The following is a 17889-nucleotide window of genomic DNA, read 5'->3' on the forward strand; positions in this document are numbered from 1 at the left end:
CCAGAGAACAGGAGGAAGAACACTGTGAGCATTCCGCGGCTGTTGGTGGTGGATGACGACCCTGAAATGCGGTCGATGATGACCCAGTTCCTGCAACAGAATGGCTTCATTGCGCTGCCCGCCAGTTCCGAAAGCGAAATCCGCGCGCACCTCAAGTCGGGACGGATCGACTTGATCCTGTTGGATGTGATGCTGGGGGATGAGAACGGCGTTGATATCTGTGCCCGCCTGCGGGCCGAACAGGACGTGCCGATCATTCTGGTCTCGGCCTTGTCCGCCGATCATCAACGCATGGCCGGGTATGAGGTAGGCGCCGACGATTACATCGCCAAGCCTTTTAATCCGCAACTGATGCTGGCTCGCGTTCGCGCCGTCATGCAACGGGCGCGTCGTACACCTTCGCTTGCCTATCGCCGCCGCACCCGCTCCTTTAGGTTTGACGGCTGGCTCTATGACGGCAAACGGGACGAAGTGCATTCGCCGGACGGATATCTGGTATCCCTGTCCCAGCGAGAAACAGCAATGCTAAAGGTTTTTCTGGCCAACCCGCATATTCCCCTGACCCGGGATGAAATCGCCGCGGCCCTGGATGTAACAGGCGCTACTGACAAGAGCGAAGGCCAGGGGCGCGCCATCGACATGCTGGTCGGGCGGCTGCGATCCAAGATCGAGGCCAACCCCAAAGACCCGCAAATGCTGAAGACCGAACGCGGTGTGGGCTATATCTTTGCCGCAGAGGTGTCTGTGGACGAAACCGTATGACCGTCCGCGCCACGCGCCTGCGCAGCCTAGGCTGGATCTGGACCTGCGCCGCTTTTACCTCGGGGTTGCTGGCCTCAGGCCTTTGGTTCGCCTCGGCCCGGGCATGGCAGGAATTCCAGACCCGTGCATATGTTGCCGGGTTCGCTGTTTACGAGGATTTGCGCATCGGTAAATCCCCACCGTCGGGCATCTCCATCGTACCATTGCCGCCCAAAGCAGCCAGCTTGGCGGATGCCGGGCAGTTTGAGCAACTTCCCGGGTTTTCGGATCGCAGCTTTGTCACCAACCTGTCGATCCTGACTGACAGCTCAGCACCCGTTTCAGGCCGAGAGTTGACGCTGGCTGTGATGTCAGACCGGCTGGTTTACCCGGTGTCCGACATCCTCTCCGGCATCGACCAGACCGGCCCCGAGAAAATGGGCAACCTGACCCGGCTTTTGGCGACCTATTGCAGCGAACCCATACTGATCGCCCGCTATGGGCGCGGCGCATGGCAACAGGTGGACGGGACAGATATCTGGGGATGCCGTGCAGCCCCAACTGACCTGCGTCTGCCCACAATTCTGGTCGCCATTGTCGCGCTGGCGGTGATCCTGACTTCGGTCGGCAATGTATCGGACAGTTTCACCCGGTTTTCGACTGCCCTGCGCGACCGCAAAAGGCGGGGCGGGCCGAACAGTTATGAGGCCGATGGCCCGGCCGAACTGCGCGACATCGTCTCGGCTGTGAACGAGCATCTGGACGCAGAGCGCATGCAACTGGAAAAGCGCGCCACTGTTTTATCAGGTGTCAGCCACGATCTGGGCACCCCGGCCACCCGCGTCCGGCTGCGCGCCGCTTTGATCCCAGATGCCGAGCTGCGCGAAAAACTTGAGGCCGATGTCGATCAGATGACCGGCATGATCGAAAGCGTTCTGACCTACACAAGGTCCGAGCTGAGCATTGAGGAACCGCGGCAGATTTCACTGACGTCGCTGGTCGAGGCTTTGGTCGCGGACTATCAGGATATGGGACTGCCAGTGACCCTGAAAAAGCTGGCCCCAGTGGCGGTACAGGGCGGCACGTCAGTTTTCATGTCGCGCCGAGGGCATGGATCCCTGCCCGAGACCCGGAGAATGCTGGTCGTCGGCAGGCCAATTTCGCTGAAGCGCGCCCTGACCAACCTGATCGACAATGCGCTGAAATATGGGCGCCATGCCGAAGTTCAGCTGGAAACCGATGCCAAAATAGCAACCATCACCGTCGAGGACAAAGGGGCCGATCTGTCCGTCTCGGATATCGAAGCCCTGATGGCCCCGTTCCGACGCGGGTCGAACACCGGGTCTTCGGATGGGTTTGGTCTGGGTCTGACAATCGCGGCGACAATCGCGGAACAGCATGGCGGCACCCTCAGCTTCGAAGCCGGAGAGCAAGGCCTGCGCGCACGTCTGCAGATCACCAGGCAGTGACGATTCATGTCATATAGCTACGCACCAGCGCGCTTGCGATCAGCGACCAGCCGTCGGCAATGACAAAGAAGGCTAGTTTGAACGGCAGAGACACTGTTGCAGGCGGAACCATCATCATCCCCATCGACATCAGCACAGCGGCCACCACAAGATCAATGATCAGAAACGGCAAGAAGATCAGAAACCCGATCTGAAACGCCCGCGCGATCTCAGATAGCATGAAAGACGGCATCAAGATCGACAAGGGTGCCTCGGCCGACAAGGAAACCGTATCACCCCCAGGGCGTAGGGCCGCCATGGCATGGAAGGTATCGGGATCAACTCGCCCTGCCATAAAGGCACGAAACGGCTGCAACGCGCGCTCCAACGCTGGTTCGACCTCCATCGTTTCTTCGACCATGGGGCGAATACCTGTGGTCCAGGCCTCCGAAAAGACCGGCTCCATGATGAAATAGGTCAGAAACAGTGCGAGGCTGACGATCAGCATGTTGGGGGGGGATTGCTGCAATCCGATCCCTTGCCGCAAGATGGCCAGAACGGTGATCAGGAACGGGAAACAGGTGATCATGATCGCCAGCCCAGGCGCGAGGCTGAGCACGGTAATAAGCAAAATCAACTGAATGGTGCGCGCGGAAATCGACCCGCCTTCGCCCAGTGACAGCGACACCTCTTGCGCGGCGGCCAGAGACGGCGTCAGCGTCAGCAGCACCGCCACCCAAAACAGGAAACGCATTACCCGATCCCGTTCTGCAGATCCGCGATTTCGGTTAGGCGCACGGCCAGTTGCCCGGCTTGATCACCCTCCATCTCTTCCAGCAGACCGCGCGCCACCAGTTGATCGCCAACATATAGGTCCACAGGATCTTCGATCCGTTTGTCCAGGGTGAGAACAGCGTTTTCCCCCATATTCAGCAGATCTCGGATTAGCGGGCGCGCCCGACCGACTGACACGGTTACCTCGATCGGAACGGAATCAAACGGGCTGGCTTTTTCGGGTTTGGGGGATTGCGGGTCACTCATTGTTCAATGCCTCTTTTGCCTCATACACGTAAGCGTCAAATGCTGAACGGATTGTCTCTAGCAAGGCGCTGCTATCCACCTCTCGCTGCGAGGTACCAACCTGCAGACGTGCCTGACCGGCCCCAAGAGACGGGTCCTCGACAACGCGGGTCGGGGTGGCCAATTCGGGGGGCAACAGCCCTTCGACAACACTCACGAACCCCGAAGGCACAAAGATTTGCATCGGTTGGCCAATCTGTTCTCCGGCCATTTCTGTAAGCTGTTCGACCAGCCGCGTGGACTGCCCCCGATCCAGGGTGTTCGGCAACACCAGATTGACGAGGCTCTGGAACATGGGCTCCAACGACATTGTCATCCGGCTCGTTGCCTCATGATAAGTAAAGGACATATCCTCAAGCGCGCGGGCGAGGTTGGCCGATACCTGTCCACGACCCTGTTCCTGGGCCTGCAGGGCATCGTCCCATCCGGCGCTATAGCCGTGTTCGAAGGCGCCTAGCCGCTGTTCCTCCAGCGCCTCTTCGTCCAGCAAATGAACTTTGCCGCCGCCTGCCTGTACGGTGAAATCCTCAAGAAGATGGGCTATCGACATCACGCACGCTCCTCACTTTCTTCAAGCCAACTGCGCAGAATTTCCACGGTTTCCTCCTGCTTGTCGCCGATCATGGCGCGCAGCCGATCAACCGGATCAGCGCCTGGATTTGCCGCCAATGCCGGCACGTCTGCTGGGGCGTACCCCGGAATGGCGGCGAATTGCCCGCCCTCTTCGGTCGCGATCTCACCGGTCAGAACCGCCTCGGGCTCTGGCGGTGTTCCCGCCGGCAAAAGGGCGGGGGCAAGGGCCGGTTTCATCAGGATCGGGCGGATCACGAACAATCCCAGAACCAGCATCACGATCGCCAGAACGGCCATTTGGACCAGTGACATCGCGTCAAAATGAACCTGCTGCCAGATCGAGGACGAAACCACAGTTCCGCCAGGCTCTACTGCGGGCAGATCCAGCGATTTCAGGGTGATGACGTCGCCACGTTCGGCATCGAACCCAACGGCCGAGGCAACAAGCTCTCCCAATGCGTCAAGCTCGATCTGGGGCAATGGCGCAAAGCTTTCTGCACCCGAGGCATCAACCGAGCGCGTTCCATTCACCAGCACCGCCACTGTCAGGCGCTTGATCGCACCGGGTGCGGTGTGAACCTCTAGCTCCGTCTCGGATACCTCATAGTTGACCCGCTCCCGCGTCTGTGTGGCATTTGAATTGGTTGCGTCCCCGCCCGCGCCGTCGCCATCGGGCAGGTTCGACGCCACCGTGACATCGGACGATTGGTTCCGGGCGCTGTCAGACCGTTCCTCGACATCGGTGCTGATGGCCACGCGCCCCTTAGGATCAAAGCGCCTTTCACGGATGGATTCGGTTTTAGTGACCGTATCAACACTGACCTCAACGACTGCATTTCCGGCCCCCACTCGGGCCTCAATCAGACGCAGGACACGTTCGCGCAGCTGGCGCGACTTGTCATCCGCGGTATCTGCTGCCACCGCAGTCTCTTTTGCGCCAATGACCGCACCATTGGAATCAATCACCGCGACATTTTCGGGCGCGAGGCCACTGACGGCAGAGGAAACCAGAAACCTGATCGCCTTGGCCTGATCCGAAGTGATATCCGCACCCGAGGACACCAGATAAACCGAAGCCGTCGGCGCAACGCTGCGCTGAAACGGATTCGTGGACCCGTTGGCAATATGCACGCGCGCCTGGCTTATATGAGGGCTGCCGACAATCGTGCGCGCAAGCTCACCCTCTTTCGCACGCCAATAGGCCGCATCGAACATTTGCGAGGTGGTGCCAAAGCCGCTGAGTGAATCCAAAAGCTCATACCCGCGGTTTCCGTTCGCAGGCAGGCCTTCGCTGGCCAGCGTCATACGCAATTCGTCCCGCTGCGAGCCGGGCACGTAAATCGAACCGCCTCGAATCTCATACTGTACGCCGCGTTGATCCAGTGATCGAACGATATCCCCCGCCGCGCCGCTTTCCAGCCCGGCATAGAGTAGGGTCATCGACGGCGCCGTCGCCAACCGCGACATCGCAAGGACCCCCAAAAAGACCAGCACGACTGCACCGGCGACAATGATTTGCTTTCGCCTGTCCAAACTTGCCCAGACAGTTCCGATCTGCTGCACGCTCACCTCCGACTCGCCGACATTCTGCCCGGCGCATCCCCTGTTTGGACGATTGCCCTTAACAATCGGTTAGTCCCTGCCGGGTTATGACATCCCCAGACTGAATGAATGAGGACGTCATGACTGACGCGACTGCAGAACAGGCAGAAGCCCCGGAAAAATCGGGGAAAAAGGGACTGATCATAGGGGTGATTCTGGCCGTTGCCGGGGCTGCGGGCGGGTATTTCCTGACCACTTCTGGACTGCTGCCATTTGGCGGCCAACCAGCCGCGGAAGACGCCAAGGAAAAAGACAAAGGGACCGAGGTTAAAACCCTGCCCGAGGTTGGTTTTATCGACCTGCCGGCGGTGATCGTCTCGGTCAATGCCGGCGATTCGCGGCATCTGAAATTCCACGCCCAGCTTGAGGTGAACAGCAACTACGTCTCGGATGTCGAGAAGATGAAGCCTCGAATCATGGATGTTCTGAACGGGTATCTGCGGGCGGTCGAAGTGTCGGATCTGGAGGATTCGCTCGCACTGATGCGCATTCGCGGTCACCTTTTGCGTCGCATTGGAATCGTCGTCGGGGAAGGGCGCGTGCGCGATGTCCTCGTGATGGAATTCGTATTGAATTAGGAGGCCGAGATGGAGCTGATTGCAGATATTTTGCTGGTCGCAGGTGCGCTGGGCGCGGGTCTTTACTGTTTTGTGCTGTCCCGTCGGTTAAAGCGGTTCACTAATCTGGAACAAGGTGTCGGTGGCGCGGTCGCTGTCCTGTCATCCCAGGCGGATGAGCTGAAGAAATCGCTTGATTCGGCACGAACTGCTTCGGACCAGTCGGGCCTTGTACTTGAGGCACTGACCCAAAGGGCGGAATCGGTTGCTCAGCGGCTCGAACTGATGATGGCTTCGATGCATGATGTCATTCCGGCCGAAGAACCCGCCAATGACATCAAGGTTGAAGATCCCAAGCCGCAAGAACCCAAGGCCGAGGAACCAACGACCGATCCTGAGCCTGAAGAGGTTCCAATCGAGGCGGTGGAAAAGCCAGAGGATCCTACGGCGTCCAAATTTGAGGACACTCAGGAAAAACGCCCGGGCGGGCTGATGTTTTTCCGCCACGACCGCAATAGCGGAGAGGCCGCGACATGAGCGGACACATTGAAGAGAAACGACCAAGAAGCGGTGTCCTGACAGTTATTTCACTGTTGATGCTTGGGTCAGCCGCGATTCGGCTGGGGTTTGAGGCTGCACCAGCCCTGGCAAAAGGGGCCGAGCAGGCAGAAGCAAAGTCGAAAGAGACCCCAGCAGAGCTGCCCGGAGCCCGGATACTGCTGACCGAATTGCTGCGGCGCGAAGAAGCGTTGAAAAAACGCGAAGCCACAGCCATTGATCGGGAAAAGGCGCTCGCCATTGCCGATGAGGCCATTGAGACCCGCCTGGCCGCCCTGCAGCAGGCCGAAGAGGCGCTGCGTGAGACGCTGGCCATTGCAGAAAAAGCGGCTGAGACAGACCTGACGCGCCTGACGGATGTCTATCAGAACATGAAGCCGAAAGATGCGGCCGCCCTGTTTGAAACGATGGACCCGGCCTTTGCCGCCGGATTCCTGTCACGGATGCCGCCCGATGCCGCAGCCGGTGTTTTGGCAGGCCTGAACCCCGAGGCTGCCTATACAATCAGCGTGATTATGGCCGGGCGAAACGCTTCGGCTCCGCAGGAGTAGCCCCCATGATTTTCAACCCTGCATCGGAATTCGCCGGAGACCTCTTATGATCGGAATTGTCGGAATTGTTGTTATTTTCGTCATGGTGTTCGGCGGCTATTTGGCGGCTGGCGGGAAAATGACCATCATCATGAAATCCCTGCCGTTTGAAATGATGATGATTGGTGGCGCTGCGGTCGGCGCATTTATGATCAGCAATGACCTGAGCGCCGTAAAGCACACGATCAAGGATATGGCAAAAGTATTCAAAGGGCCGAAATGGAAACCAGATGACTACCGTGACCTGCTGTGCCTGTTGTTTTCGCTGATCCGTATCGCCAAGGCCAACCCGGTCGAGGTTGAACAGCATATCGAAGACCCCGAAAACTCGCCTCTGTTTTCGACTTATCCGAAAATTCAGGCCGACAAAGAAGCCGTCGATTTGATCTGCGACACGATGCGGGCTGCCTCTTTGAATTATGACGATCCCCACCAGGTCGAAGAGGTGCTGGAAAAGCGGATGGAGGCGAATTTTCACCACGCCATGCACTCTAGCCACGCGCTACAGACTGTTGCTGACGGCCTGCCCGCACTTGGAATTGTTGCGGCAGTTCTGGGCGTTATCAAAACGATGGGATCGATTGATCAACCCCCAGAAGTGTTGGGAAAGCTGATCGGTGGCGCTTTGGTCGGGACGTTCCTGGGGGTCTTTCTGGCTTATGGGCTGGTCGGCCCATTTGCAGGAAAACTCAAATCCGTGGTGGAAGAAGACAATCACTTCTATCAGTTGATCAAAGAGGTTCTGGTTGCCAACCTGCACAACCACAACCCAGCCATGTGCATCGAAGTCGGACGGCAGAACACTCCCACCCATAACAGGCCGGGTTTCTCAGAACTTGAAGAGGCCTTGAAAGAGCTAAAGCAGGCAGCGGCATGATCCGATACGCCCTAATGGTTTCAGCGGCGCTTACGGCCGCTGGACAGGCTGGCGCGCGCGACATTTCTGTGCGATCGGGCGAGCATGACGGATATACGCGTCTTGTTGTGCAGGTGCCCCCGGGTACGGAATGGGGTCTGAAGCAAACGAAGAATGGCGCAAGACTCGACATAGCGCTTTTTGATGTCGAATTTCAGACCGGGGCAGTGTTTCAGCGGCTGTCGCAGAACCGTCTGTCTGCGATCTCACAGACCAACCCGGGTGATGCGTTAGAGATGGAATTCGGCTGCGACTGCTTTGCCACCGCATTTCTGCATCAAAACACGATGATCGTTGTGGATATTGCGCCGGGGGCAGCCCTTCCACCGATCAGCAGCGACATTCCACCCCCAACGCTGCCCAAAGCCGCTGTGGTAAACGCCCCGCTGCCCGGGCCACAGGCGCTTGATCCTCTGGTATTGCCGCTTTTGAATCTCAATGCGCAGGTATTTGAGGACCAGCTATCGACGCGATTGTTGCAGGGCGCTGACCGAGATCTGGTTGATCTTGAACTATCTCAGATTGGGCCCAGGAACTCGAATGGCAATCAATCGCTCGACATGCCACCGCGTATGGACCTGAACATCGCAGTTACGTCGGTACTGGACGATCTGGATGGCTTGCTGGGACCATCCATTCCACAACTGGAAAAGAAACCAGCCTGCTTTTCCAGCGCCGAGCTAGGCTTTGACAGCTGGTCCGATGGGCGCCTGTTCCCCGAACAGGTGGCAGAGCTGCGCACTGGCCTGTTTCAGGAGTTCGATCGCGTTGACAAAGAACGGGCCATGAAGCTTGCCAAGCTCTATGCGTATTTCGGCTTCGGTGCCGAGGCGGTTCGCAGCCTTGGCTGGATGGGTGAAGAGACGCCGGAAACGAACCGGATTTCTGCGATTGCCGCTGTTCTGGACAACCGGCCACTGAAAGGGTCAAATCCATTCCGCGACCTACAGCGTTGCGAAAGTGACGCCGCAATCTGGGCCGCTCTGACCGAGGGTAAGCTCGCCGAAGATGCCCAGATAAGGGTTATGGAACAATCGTTTGCGCGACTACCGGATCATCTGCGTCGGCAAGTCGGACCTATGCTGTCCGACATTTTCGTTGCAGCCCAAAAACTTGAAGCCGCGCGGCGCGTCTTGCGGGCTGTTGATCGCATCGAAACCAAACCCAGCCCCGGCGCGATTCAGGCCGAGGCCGGTGTTGCAAAGGCCGAAGGTAATCAGGAAAAATCCGAAACCTTGCTGAAAGACGTGGTGGGCAGCTCGGAAGCGGGGCTCGAAGCGCCTCTGGCACTGGCGCGACTGATTGAACAGCGGTGGGCGGAACGCGGGTCAGCCTCCGCCCGGGAGCTCGAACTTGCCGCATCTTATACGGTCGAATTGCGCCGATCTGAGATCGGCCCACTTATGCAACGTACATATGCGCTGGCGCTGAGTTTGGGCCAAGAGTTCGACCAATCTTTTGATCTGTTAGAAGATATTCCCAATTCAGCTGAAACGCTGGACCGGGCCGTTCAAGTACTGACTGCGCGCGCCGACGACGATACCTTTTTGCGGCGCATCTTCAACCTGCCCGAACCGATGGCACAATCGCTGACAACCGAAACCGCAATCTCCATTGCCGAAAGGTTGGCATCGCTGGGGTTTGCCCGTCCAACGCTATTTTGGTCCAACCGACCTCAGGACACTATCAGGCGAAAGGACCGAGCCCTTTTGCGCGCGCAGGCGGCATTGTTGTCCGGCCAGCCACACAAAGCCTTGCTGGAGTTAGGGGATGACCCCTCGGACAAGGCCATGTCACTGCGGGCCCAGGCCGATCTGGATATAGGTGAGTTTGAAAATGCAGGGCGGGTATTGTTGCAGTTTGACAGGGTGAACGAAGCAGAAAGATTGTTCTGGCTTTCTGATATGGAAGACGTCCCGCAGCCTGAGGCCGACCAAAAATTTGGACAGGTCAGGCGGGCGACTCTGGCATTAGCAGAACCTGTAACCAGGATTGAAGAACGACCATTGGCGGATGCAACTGCCCTGCTTGAAAACAGCGCCAACGCCCGAGAGAAAATCGCTCAGCTTCTCGCACTTGTGAGGGCGGACTGAAACGTCTGGGAAAAACTCAGGGTGGCCACTGAGTCAGGGCTGATCTCCTGACGAACCGCGGCATCCAATGCTCTGTTCCAGAGGGAAAACCCCATGAACAGAGCCTGAATTTTTGGATTTAGTCAGTAAGGTGCCTCGACGTCATTCATCGAGACATAGACCGTTTTCATCTCGCTGAAATGATTGATTGCCAATTTCGAGTTTTCCCGCCCGACCCCAGACATTTTTGACCCTCCAAACGGGGCTTCAACGGGTGCGAGGTTGTAAGTGTTGATATAGCAGGTGCCGGCCTCGAAAGCGGCCACAATACGATGGGCTCGGGTCAGATCTTTGGTGAACACACCGGCTGCCAGACCGAATTCGGTGTTATTGGCGCGGGCCATCACCTCTTCCTCGGTTTCGAAATCCAACACTGACATAACCGGGCCGAAGATTTCCTCGCGCGCGATGGCCATTTCATCGGTCACATCGGCAAAGACGGCGGGCTGAATGTAGAACCCGTCGCCTTCGATACGCGCACCGCCATAGACCAAACGCGCACCTTCTGCCTTGCCTTTTTCAACATAACCCAGAGCGATATTCATCTGGTTTTCGCTAACCATCGGACCGAAATTAACCTCTTCATCCATCGGGTCGCCGATTTTCACATTCGCCAGACGCTGGGACAGGCGATCGAGGAAGGCTTCTTTGATGCCTTTGTGTACAAAAACGCGGGTGCCGTTGGAACAGACCTGACCCGAAGAGTAGAAATTCCCCAAAATGGCGCCAGACACGGCGTTTTCGATATCCGCATCGTCGAACACGATCATGGGGGACTTGCCGCCTAGTTCCATCGTGACATGCTTCATGCCATCGGCTGCTGCGGCATAAACCTTGCGCCCTGTCGGTACCGATCCGGTCAGCGAGACCTTGGCAACACGGGGGTCCGTCACAAGTGATGCGCCCACATCGCCATAACCCTGAATTACGTTATAGACACCCTTTGGTGCCCCGGCCTCGACCAGGATTTCGGCCACTTGCAGAGCAGACAAGGGCGTGGTCTCGGAAGGCTTGAATACCATCGTGTTGCCGCAGGCCAAAGCAGGCGCGCCTTTCCAGCAGGCAATCTGGGTTGGATAATTCCACGCACCGATTCCGACGCAAACCCCAAGCGCCTCACGGATCGTATATACGAAATCCCCACCACCCAGCGGGATATGCTCGCCGGTCAGCGAGGCCGCCAGACCTCCGAAATACTCCAACGCATCGGCTCCGCTAGTAGCGTCGGCAACCAACGTTTCCTGCAGCGGTTTTCCAGTATCGTGGGTTTCGATGATCGACAGATCACGATTGCGTTCGCGCATGATGTCCGCGGCGCGGCGCAGAACACGGCCCCTTTCGGTCCCAGACATCGCGGCCCAGTCTGCCTGTGCCGATTTTGCGCTGTTTAGAGCCTGATCTATGATCTGCGGAGTAGCAGAATGCAGCCGTGCGATCACTTCCCCTGTTGCAGGGTAGATCACGTCTATGGGTGCTCCGGTCGTATCGTCGACATATTCACCGTTGATGAAATGGCTCGCCTTGGGCTGAAATCTCATTGTGGGGATTCCCTGATCAGAAGCTGTTTCCTCCGCATCTATATTTTATTGACTCAGCAGTCAATAAAACTGATCCAGAGCGATTTCCTGCCAATTCCAACAGGCCGCGGCTTGAAATTTTCGGTTAATGTTCTATTTATGTTCTACATAGTCAGAGGATCAACCGATGGCCTATTCATTGCGAAACGCCGCCCCGCACGGCCCGACAAACGACTATCACCTGCTGCCCGCCACCGATCGGCAGATACGCTATGCCCGCGCCATCGCGGAGCAAACTGCACTTGAGATTCCGGTCGAGGCGCAGCGCGACCGTCAGTCTATGTCTGCCTGGATTTCCAAACACAAACCTGATGATCCCTCGCCATTTGCAAATTATCCGACCGGTAAGCAGGTTGCCTTTGCCGAACGTATCTCGCGCAGCAAACGCCGCCCAATCCCGTCGGAGTGTTTTCGCGACAAGCAGATGATGTCGCGTTGGATAGATCAAAACAAATAGACGAAATCAGAGCCTAATCCGGACTATGATTGCGGGCATACAACGCCACCGCCGCCGCGACGAACAGGCCCAGTAGGATATAGCCGGTCACCGCCTCGGCCACGGCCAGGGCGCGGCACAGCCCGGTTGGGGACATATCGCCGTACCCAACGGTGGTGAAGGTAACATAAGAAAAATACAGGATATCAGCGGGCCCTTGCGCCCCGATGACGCAATTATCCTGGTACCCGAATGCGCCATAGGCAGCGGCGAACAGGAACGGAACGACCTGAATAAAGGACACACCCATCAAAAGCAGAATGCGGCGCGGTGATTTCACCTGAGTCATATAAAACCAGGATTGAGACACCATCCATACAACCAGCCCCACAGAGGTGATCGTACCGATCGTGTCACCTGCGGTGCCCTCGCTCAGACGGGACAGACCGAACCATGCGAGGAAACTGGCAACCACCATTGCGGCTGCCGCCAGCAGCGTTGATTTCCATTCTTCCAAAGTCGTGGGTTTTCGGGACATGGAACCTCCAACGCGCTGAAATCTCCGGGATTATCCGGTGGACTGTCCTGCGTGGCAACCAGATTTCAGAAAATCAGTCCGTGCCCAGATGTTCCTGTCCCCGCTGACGTGCCAGCAGGATCTGTTTTTGACGTTCCCGGAACCGGGTTTTGTCGACCTCAGAGGTTTCCTCTATGCATTGATGGCAGGACACGCCGTGTTCGTATTCGGCACGTTTCACATCCTCAGGCAGGATCGGGCGACGGCAGCCATGGCACAGGTTGTGCGGCCCTTCGACCAGCCCATGCCCAACGGATACGCGGTTGTCGAACACAAAGCATTCACCCTGCCAGGTGCTGTTCTCGACGGGCATTTCCTCGAGATACCGCAGGATGCCACCTTTCAGGTGATAGACATCCTCGACCCCCTGACCCAACAGGTAATTGGTGGATTTCTCACACCGGATGCCACCCGTGCAGAACATCGCCACACGCTTATTGTGGAACCGGTCCTTGTTTTCTTCCCACCAGGTGGGGAATTCACGAAAACTGCTTGTTTCAGGGTCTAACGCGCCCTCAAACGTACCGATTGCCACCTCGTAATCATTTCGGGTGTCGATCACCACCACATCATCCGAGCGGATCAGATCATTCCAGTCTTCGGGCTCGACATAATTGCCGACACGGGCGCGCGGATCGATGTCCGGTTGGCCCATGGTCACGATCTCTTTTTTCAGGCGTACCTTGATCTTGCCAAATGGCGGTTGGTCAGACGTGGCCTCTTTCCACTCCAGATCAGCACAGCCGGGCAGCGCACGGATATGGGCCAGAACCGCGTCAATGCCAGCGCGGGGTCCGGCAATAGTGCCATTGATCCCTTCCTGTGCCAGCAAGAGCGTCCCCTTGACCGATTGCGCGCGGCACAGCTTAAGCAAGGGCGCACGAAGGGCTTCGTGGTTGGCGAACCGGGTGAAATGATAGAGAGCAGCGATCGTATACATGCGCGCGGTCTAAACCCGCGCGGACAGAGTCGCAAGAGACCGGATTGACGCCCCTTGTCGCGCCCACTACCGATAACGCAACCGAAGGAGGTCCCCATGACCCATGCCCTTATTGTGATCGATGTTCAGAACGATTTCTGTCCCGGCGGTGCGTTGGCGGTTCCCGGCGGGGATGAGATCGTGGCTCCGATCAACGCGATGATGCCAGATTTTGACACGGTGATCCTGACTCAAGACTGGCACCCTGCGGGGCATTCGTCCTTTGCCAGCAGCGATGCGGGCAAAAACCCCTATGACATGACCGAGATGCCTTATGGGCCTCAGGTTTTGTGGCCAGATCACTGCGTGCAGGGAACAAATGGGGCAGCATTTCATGCGAACCTGCGTACGGATGGCGATCTGATCCTGCGCAAAGGGTTCCGCAGCAACATCGATAGCTATTCGGCGTTCTTTGAGAACGACCAGACCACGCCCACCGGGTTGGAAGGGTATCTGCGCACCCGTGAAATCGAGAGACTGACACTCGTCGGGCTGGCCACGGATTTCTGCGTCTACTACTCTGCGGTTGACGCAGCGCGGCTGGGTTTCGACGTGTCAGTTCAGATGAGAGCCTGCAGGGCAATTAACCTGGATGGGTCATTGGCCTCGGCAGAGACCGCGATGAAAGATGCTGGCGTTCGGCTGATTTAAGGGGTTGCCCCCGCAGCCGCCAGATACTTGAGCAGCGCAAAGATAATCACCGCCAACCCCAAAGCAAACCCAACCCGGCCTGGTACAGTTCGGCGATTTGGTCCGGCCGATTCCGCCTGCTGTGGCCTGGGTTTCCACATCGGAACCTCTTTGGGCAACCCGGCGCGCGGCTTGGCGGCTTTTACATCGTTCATGAACTTCAGGAAATCAAACTCGCCGCAATATTCGCCTTTGACTCCCGTCGTCCGGATATTGTGAAACAAGGCGCGCAGAATGCGATCCCTGTCCGCCGTATCCTGTGGACGGTAATATCCATGGGTAATCTCGCTGCGCGTCGAATCCAGACCAAAACCGGCATCATGAAAAATTTTGCGTATTTTGGGTGACGCTGCCCGCAATGCATCGGCTGTTTTCACATTCCTAAACAGCGCACGCACTTTGCGTCCGTTTTGCGCCCCTGACGGGGTCGTCTCCGGATCGTTTTCCCCCGAAGCGATCGTTACAATATCAAAGTCGTACTCGAGAACCATTCACTAACTAAACCTCGACTATCCATCCCCCTCTTTCCACTAACCGGTGAAAAGACCCCACAATATGCTCGCATTGTGACTTGACCTTGTCATTGTCATCAATTTAGCGACTCTTGCCATTCCACGCACCTATTGATCTAACAACGGAAATCGCAGGAGTTCCCAATGGTCGATATTGCGACGCGAGTATACAATCACAAATGGAAGATTGACCCGATTGTCCGGTCTTTAATCGACACAGACTTCTACAAACTGCTGATGTGCCAGTCAGTGTTTCGAAATAAGCCCCAAACGGATGTGGTGTTTTCACTAATTAACCGGTCGAATCACATTCCATTGGCTGAATTGATTGATGAGGGGGAGCTGCGCGAACAGCTGGACCACATTCGGTCACTCAGCCTGAGCCGGGGGGAAAGCACTTGGCTGCGCGGCAATACCTTTTATGGCAAACGTCAGATGTTCCGTTCGGATTTCATGGGGTGGTTCGAGAACCTGCGACTGCCGCCCTATCACCTTGAACGCAAAGGTGATCAGTACGAATTGACCTTTGAAGGCAAATGGCACGAGGTCATGCTGTGGGAAATTCCCGCATTGGCAGTCCTGATGGAACTGCGATCCCGCTCGGTGCTGAATGCGATGCGGCGGTTCGAGCTACAAATTCTCTATGCTCGTGCGATGACCCGTGTATGGGAGAAAATCGAACATCTACGAGGGATTCAGGGGCTGGGCATCGCCGATTTCGGCACCAGACGGCGGCATTCCTTTCTATGGCAGGACTGGTGCGTCCAAGCCATGATCGAAGGTCTGGGCCCTGCATTTACCGGCACCTCGAACTGCCTGATCGCCATGCGGCGCGAGGTCGAGGCCATCGGCACCAATGCCCACGAGTTGCCCATGGTTTACTCTGCGCTGGCTGATACTGATGAGAAACTGGCGCAGGCACCCTATGACGTGCTTAGCGATTGGCACGAGGAACATGACGGCAACCTACGGATCATCCTGCCTGACACCTATGGCACCAAGGGTTTTCTGGACGACGCGCCAGATTGGTTGGCGGGATGGACCGGCATCAGAATCGACAGCGGTGATCCGGCAACCGGTGCAGAAACTGCGATCAAATGGTGGCAATCGCGCGGTGAGGATCCCAAACAGAAACGCGTGATCTTTTCTGACGGTCTGGATGTCGACAAAATCCGCGAACTGCATAGTCAGTTTGCGGGCCGCACCAAAGTATCCTTCGGCTGGGGCACGCTGCTGACCAATGATTTCAGAGGGCTGGTTCCCGATGACGCGCTGGCACCCTTCTCGTTGGTCTGCAAGGCGGTTTCGGCCAATGGTCGCCCGACGGTCAAACTCTCGGACAACCCGGAAAAAGCGATGGGTCCGGCGGATCAGATCGAGCGCTACAAACGTGTCTTCGGCGTTGGCGTGCAACAGCCAATCGAGGTTATCGTTTAGGCCCTAACCATGGAACGCGGCTACCGTTTTCACCTGTGAGAACCCGTACAGCGCTTCGAACCCTTTTTCGCGACCATGGCCGGATTTCCCGACACCACCAAAGGGCAGCTCCACACCGCCGCCAGCGCCGTAATTGTTGATAAACACCTGCCCCGACCGCAACTTCTTTGCCAGCCGCATCTGCCGCGCACCATCGCGTGTCCAAATGCTGGCAACCAGCCCGTAATCGGTGGAGTTGGCGATCTGCAGGGCCTCTTCCTCGGTCTCAAAGGGGATCAGCACTTGGACTGGGCCGAAAATCTCATCCTGTGCCAAAACATGATCAGGGGGTACGTCGGCAAACAGGGTCGGTTGCACATAGGCGCCAGTCTCGGGTGCGTGACCAACAATCGGCCCCTGTCCCACGATATTCAGATCTGCGCCTTTGTCGATAAATCCGGTCACGATGTCCTTCTGACGTGCTGATATCAGGGGCCCCAAGCGCAAATCTTCGGACGCGGGCCCAACGGTCAACTCGGAATAGGCCGAGGCCATGCGCGATTTGACCTGCTCATACACTCCGCGTTGCACCAGAACGCGGGAGGAGGCCGAACAGGTCTGCCCTGCGTTCTGAACGCCCGCATTCACCAGAAACGGCAGGGCCGCATCCAGATCTGCATCGTCGAACACCAGCTGCGGGGATTTCCCGCCCAGCTCCAGCGTCACTGGCACCACGTTATGCCCAGCGGCCTGTTGCACCAACGCGCCGGTGGCAACGGAGCCGGTGAAGGATACATGCTGAATCCCCGGATGCGCCGACAGCGCCGCCCCGGCCTCGGCCCCCAGCCCCGGAACCACGTTCAAAGCGCCCGCCGGCAACCCGGCCTGCTGCGCCAGATGGGCAAAGGCAAGCGCGGTCAAACAGGCCTCTTCCGCTGGTTTCAGCACACAGGCATTGCCCATCGCCAAAGCCGCCCCGACAGAGCGGCCGATGATCTGCATAGGATAATTCCACGGCACAATGTGGCCCGTCACACCATGCGGTTCACGCAGGGTATAGACGGTATAGCCATCCAGATAAGGGATCGTTTCGCCCATCACCTTATCCGCCGCGCCTCCGTAAAACTCACAATACCGCGCCAGTGCCACCGCATCGGCGCGCGCCTGTGTCAGGGGTTTGCCGACATCCATCGCCTCCAACGCAGCCAGATCATCGACACATTCCAGCACCATCTGGCCCAATCGGGTCAGAATGCGGCCCCTCTCCAGTGCGGTTTTGCGGCCCCAGTCCCCATCCAGCGCCTTTTGCGCCGCGTTCACCGCAGCATCGATGTCATCAGCATCCCCGCGCGCGATCCGACATAGCTCGGACCCGTCCGACGGGTTGATCAGCGGCAAATCGGCCTGAGACGCAGGCCGCTGCCACGCGCCGCCAATCAGGCACAAGCTGGGATCGAACCACAGGGGATTGGTCATGTCAGGCTCCATTTCGTCTCTAACATTGT

At 57.5% G+C, this 17889-nt stretch carries 19 protein-coding genes; 10 read left to right on the forward strand and 9 right to left on the reverse strand.

The features are described from left to right. Window positions 1-24: 24 nt before the first annotated feature. Window positions 25-762 carry a response regulator transcription factor gene (locus AC2FLE_RS14375; RefSeq protein ID WP_496697838.1) on the forward strand — a complete coding sequence of 246 codons (738 nt, stop codon included), beginning with the start codon at window positions 25-27 and terminating at the stop codon, window positions 760-762. Continuing rightward, complete coding sequence (locus AC2FLE_RS14380) at window positions 759-2210, forward strand: sensor histidine kinase (RefSeq protein ID WP_496697840.1); 1452 nt, start codon at window positions 759-761, stop codon at window positions 2208-2210. The genes AC2FLE_RS14375 and AC2FLE_RS14380 overlap by 4 nt, the downstream gene beginning before the upstream one ends. 4 nt (window positions 2211-2214) lie before the next feature. On the opposite strand, the gene fliP is transcribed toward AC2FLE_RS14380, so the two are convergent. From fliP to fliF, 4 genes are read right to left on the reverse strand one after another with little or no spacing between them, the layout of a single operon-like run. After that, complete coding sequence (fliP, locus tag AC2FLE_RS14385) at window positions 2215-2943, reverse strand: flagellar type III secretion system pore protein FliP (protein ID WP_496692770.1); 729 nt, start codon at window positions 2941-2943, stop codon at window positions 2215-2217. Then, entirely contained in the window at window positions 2943-3230 is a 288-nt protein-coding gene (locus tag AC2FLE_RS14390; protein WP_271952383.1) for a FliM/FliN family flagellar motor switch protein, read from the reverse strand. The genes fliP and AC2FLE_RS14390 overlap by 1 nt, the downstream gene beginning before the upstream one ends. After that, the gene (locus AC2FLE_RS14395) at window positions 3223-3819 is read right to left on the reverse strand and encodes a FliH/SctL family protein (RefSeq protein WP_496697842.1); all 597 of its coding nucleotides are present in this window, start codon (window positions 3817-3819) and stop codon (window positions 3223-3225) included. The genes AC2FLE_RS14390 and AC2FLE_RS14395 overlap by 8 nt, the downstream gene beginning before the upstream one ends. After that, entirely contained in the window at window positions 3819-5405 is a 1587-nt protein-coding gene (gene fliF / locus AC2FLE_RS14400) for a flagellar basal-body MS-ring/collar protein FliF (protein ID WP_496697844.1), read from the reverse strand. Before fliF ends, AC2FLE_RS14395 begins: the two co-directional genes overlap by 1 nt. A gap of 119 nt (window positions 5406-5524) precedes the next feature. On the opposite strand from fliF, the gene AC2FLE_RS14405 reads away from it, so the two are divergent. From AC2FLE_RS14405 to AC2FLE_RS14425, 5 genes are read left to right on the forward strand one after another with little or no spacing between them, the layout of a single operon-like run. Continuing rightward, a complete protein-coding gene (locus AC2FLE_RS14405) occupies window positions 5525-6022 on the forward strand; it encodes a flagellar basal body-associated FliL family protein (protein ID WP_496697845.1) in 498 nt (165 codons plus the stop codon). Between the two features lie 9 nt (window positions 6023-6031). Then, entirely contained in the window at window positions 6032-6538 is a 507-nt protein-coding gene (locus tag AC2FLE_RS14410; protein WP_496697847.1) for a hypothetical protein, read from the forward strand. Further along, window positions 6535-7110, forward strand: a complete 576-nt coding sequence (locus tag AC2FLE_RS14415; protein ID WP_496697848.1) for a MotE family protein — start codon at window positions 6535-6537, stop codon at window positions 7108-7110. The genes AC2FLE_RS14410 and AC2FLE_RS14415 overlap by 4 nt, the downstream gene beginning before the upstream one ends. 46 nt (window positions 7111-7156) lie before the next feature. After that, the gene (gene motA, locus AC2FLE_RS14420) at window positions 7157-8026 is read left to right on the forward strand and encodes a flagellar motor stator protein MotA (protein WP_496678419.1); all 870 of its coding nucleotides are present in this window, start codon (window positions 7157-7159) and stop codon (window positions 8024-8026) included. Then, entirely contained in the window at window positions 8023-10158 is a 2136-nt protein-coding gene (locus tag AC2FLE_RS14425; protein ID WP_496697850.1) for a hypothetical protein, read from the forward strand. Before motA ends, AC2FLE_RS14425 begins: the two co-directional genes overlap by 4 nt. 122 nt (window positions 10159-10280) lie before the next feature. Here AC2FLE_RS14425 and betB read toward each other — a convergent pair whose 3' ends face one another. Continuing rightward, complete coding sequence (betB, locus tag AC2FLE_RS14430; RefSeq protein WP_496697851.1) at window positions 10281-11735, reverse strand: betaine-aldehyde dehydrogenase; 1455 nt, start codon at window positions 11733-11735, stop codon at window positions 10281-10283. 166 nt (window positions 11736-11901) lie between these two features. On the opposite strand from betB, the gene AC2FLE_RS14435 reads away from it, so the two are divergent. After that, entirely contained in the window at window positions 11902-12231 is a 330-nt protein-coding gene (locus tag AC2FLE_RS14435; protein ID WP_496697853.1) for a hypothetical protein, read from the forward strand. A 13-nt stretch (window positions 12232-12244) separates the two neighbouring features. On the opposite strand, the gene AC2FLE_RS14440 is transcribed toward AC2FLE_RS14435, so the two are convergent. Together AC2FLE_RS14440 and trhO are read right to left on the reverse strand one after the other, a co-directional pair. Beyond that, entirely contained in the window at window positions 12245-12748 is a 504-nt protein-coding gene (locus tag AC2FLE_RS14440; RefSeq protein WP_496697855.1) for a potassium channel family protein, read from the reverse strand. A 73-nt stretch (window positions 12749-12821) separates the two neighbouring features. Continuing rightward, window positions 12822-13727 (reverse strand): oxygen-dependent tRNA uridine(34) hydroxylase TrhO, encoded by a 906-nt coding sequence (trhO, locus tag AC2FLE_RS14445; RefSeq protein WP_282022092.1) that lies wholly within the window; start codon window positions 13725-13727, stop codon window positions 12822-12824. A 96-nt stretch (window positions 13728-13823) separates the two neighbouring features. Here trhO and pncA point away from each other — a divergent pair, with 96 nt between their 5' ends. Then, the gene (gene pncA / locus AC2FLE_RS14450) at window positions 13824-14417 is read left to right on the forward strand and encodes a bifunctional nicotinamidase/pyrazinamidase (RefSeq protein ID WP_496697857.1); all 594 of its coding nucleotides are present in this window, start codon (window positions 13824-13826) and stop codon (window positions 14415-14417) included. Here pncA and AC2FLE_RS14455 read toward each other — a convergent pair. Beyond that, window positions 14414-14947 (reverse strand): hypothetical protein, encoded by a 534-nt coding sequence (locus AC2FLE_RS14455; protein WP_496692779.1) that lies wholly within the window; start codon window positions 14945-14947, stop codon window positions 14414-14416. The genes pncA and AC2FLE_RS14455 overlap by 4 nt on opposite strands. Before the next feature lie 165 nt (window positions 14948-15112). Between AC2FLE_RS14455 and pncB the strand changes: the two genes are divergently transcribed. Continuing rightward, window positions 15113-16405 (forward strand): nicotinate phosphoribosyltransferase, encoded by a 1293-nt coding sequence (gene pncB / locus AC2FLE_RS14460; RefSeq protein WP_282022090.1) that lies wholly within the window; start codon window positions 15113-15115, stop codon window positions 16403-16405. A gap of 3 nt (window positions 16406-16408) precedes the next feature. Here the strand turns inward: pncB and AC2FLE_RS14465 are convergent, their stop codons facing one another. Then, a complete protein-coding gene (locus tag AC2FLE_RS14465) occupies window positions 16409-17860 on the reverse strand; it encodes an aldehyde dehydrogenase family protein (RefSeq protein WP_496697859.1) in 1452 nt (483 codons plus the stop codon). Window positions 17861-17889 lie beyond the last annotated feature (29 nt).

The sequence above is a fragment of the Ruegeria sp. CDSA077 genome, assembly GCF_059612265.1.

Coding starts and splice junctions, on each gene's coding strand:
- AC2FLE_RS14380 (WP_496697840.1), top strand. CDS start 759: ATGACCGTCCGCGCCACGCGCCTGCGCAGCCTAGGCTGGATCTGGACC.
- fliP (WP_496692770.1), bottom strand. CDS start 2,943: ATGCGTTTCCTGTTTTGGGTGGCGGTGCTGCTGACGCTGACGCCGTCT.
- AC2FLE_RS14390 (WP_271952383.1), bottom strand. CDS start 3,230: ATGAGTGACCCGCAATCCCCCAAACCCGAAAAAGCCAGCCCGTTTGAT.
- AC2FLE_RS14395 (WP_496697842.1), bottom strand. CDS start 3,819: ATGTCGATAGCCCATCTTCTTGAGGATTTCACCGTACAGGCAGGCGGC.
- AC2FLE_RS14405 (WP_496697845.1), top strand. CDS start 5,525: ATGACTGACGCGACTGCAGAACAGGCAGAAGCCCCGGAAAAATCGGGG.
- AC2FLE_RS14410 (WP_496697847.1), top strand. CDS start 6,032: ATGGAGCTGATTGCAGATATTTTGCTGGTCGCAGGTGCGCTGGGCGCG.
- AC2FLE_RS14415 (WP_496697848.1), top strand. CDS start 6,535: ATGAGCGGACACATTGAAGAGAAACGACCAAGAAGCGGTGTCCTGACA.
- motA (WP_496678419.1), top strand. CDS start 7,157: ATGATCGGAATTGTCGGAATTGTTGTTATTTTCGTCATGGTGTTCGGC.
- AC2FLE_RS14425 (WP_496697850.1), top strand. CDS start 8,023: ATGATCCGATACGCCCTAATGGTTTCAGCGGCGCTTACGGCCGCTGGA.
- betB (WP_496697851.1), bottom strand. CDS start 11,735: ATGAGATTTCAGCCCAAGGCGAGCCATTTCATCAACGGTGAATATGTC.
- AC2FLE_RS14435 (WP_496697853.1), top strand. CDS start 11,902: ATGGCCTATTCATTGCGAAACGCCGCCCCGCACGGCCCGACAAACGAC.
- AC2FLE_RS14440 (WP_496697855.1), bottom strand. CDS start 12,748: ATGTCCCGAAAACCCACGACTTTGGAAGAATGGAAATCAACGCTGCTG.
- trhO (WP_282022092.1), bottom strand. CDS start 13,727: ATGTATACGATCGCTGCTCTCTATCATTTCACCCGGTTCGCCAACCAC.
- pncA (WP_496697857.1), top strand. CDS start 13,824: ATGACCCATGCCCTTATTGTGATCGATGTTCAGAACGATTTCTGTCCC.
- AC2FLE_RS14455 (WP_496692779.1), bottom strand. CDS start 14,947: ATGGTTCTCGAGTACGACTTTGATATTGTAACGATCGCTTCGGGGGAA.
- pncB (WP_282022090.1), top strand. CDS start 15,113: ATGGTCGATATTGCGACGCGAGTATACAATCACAAATGGAAGATTGAC.
- AC2FLE_RS14465 (WP_496697859.1), bottom strand. CDS start 17,860: ATGACCAATCCCCTGTGGTTCGATCCCAGCTTGTGCCTGATTGGCGGC.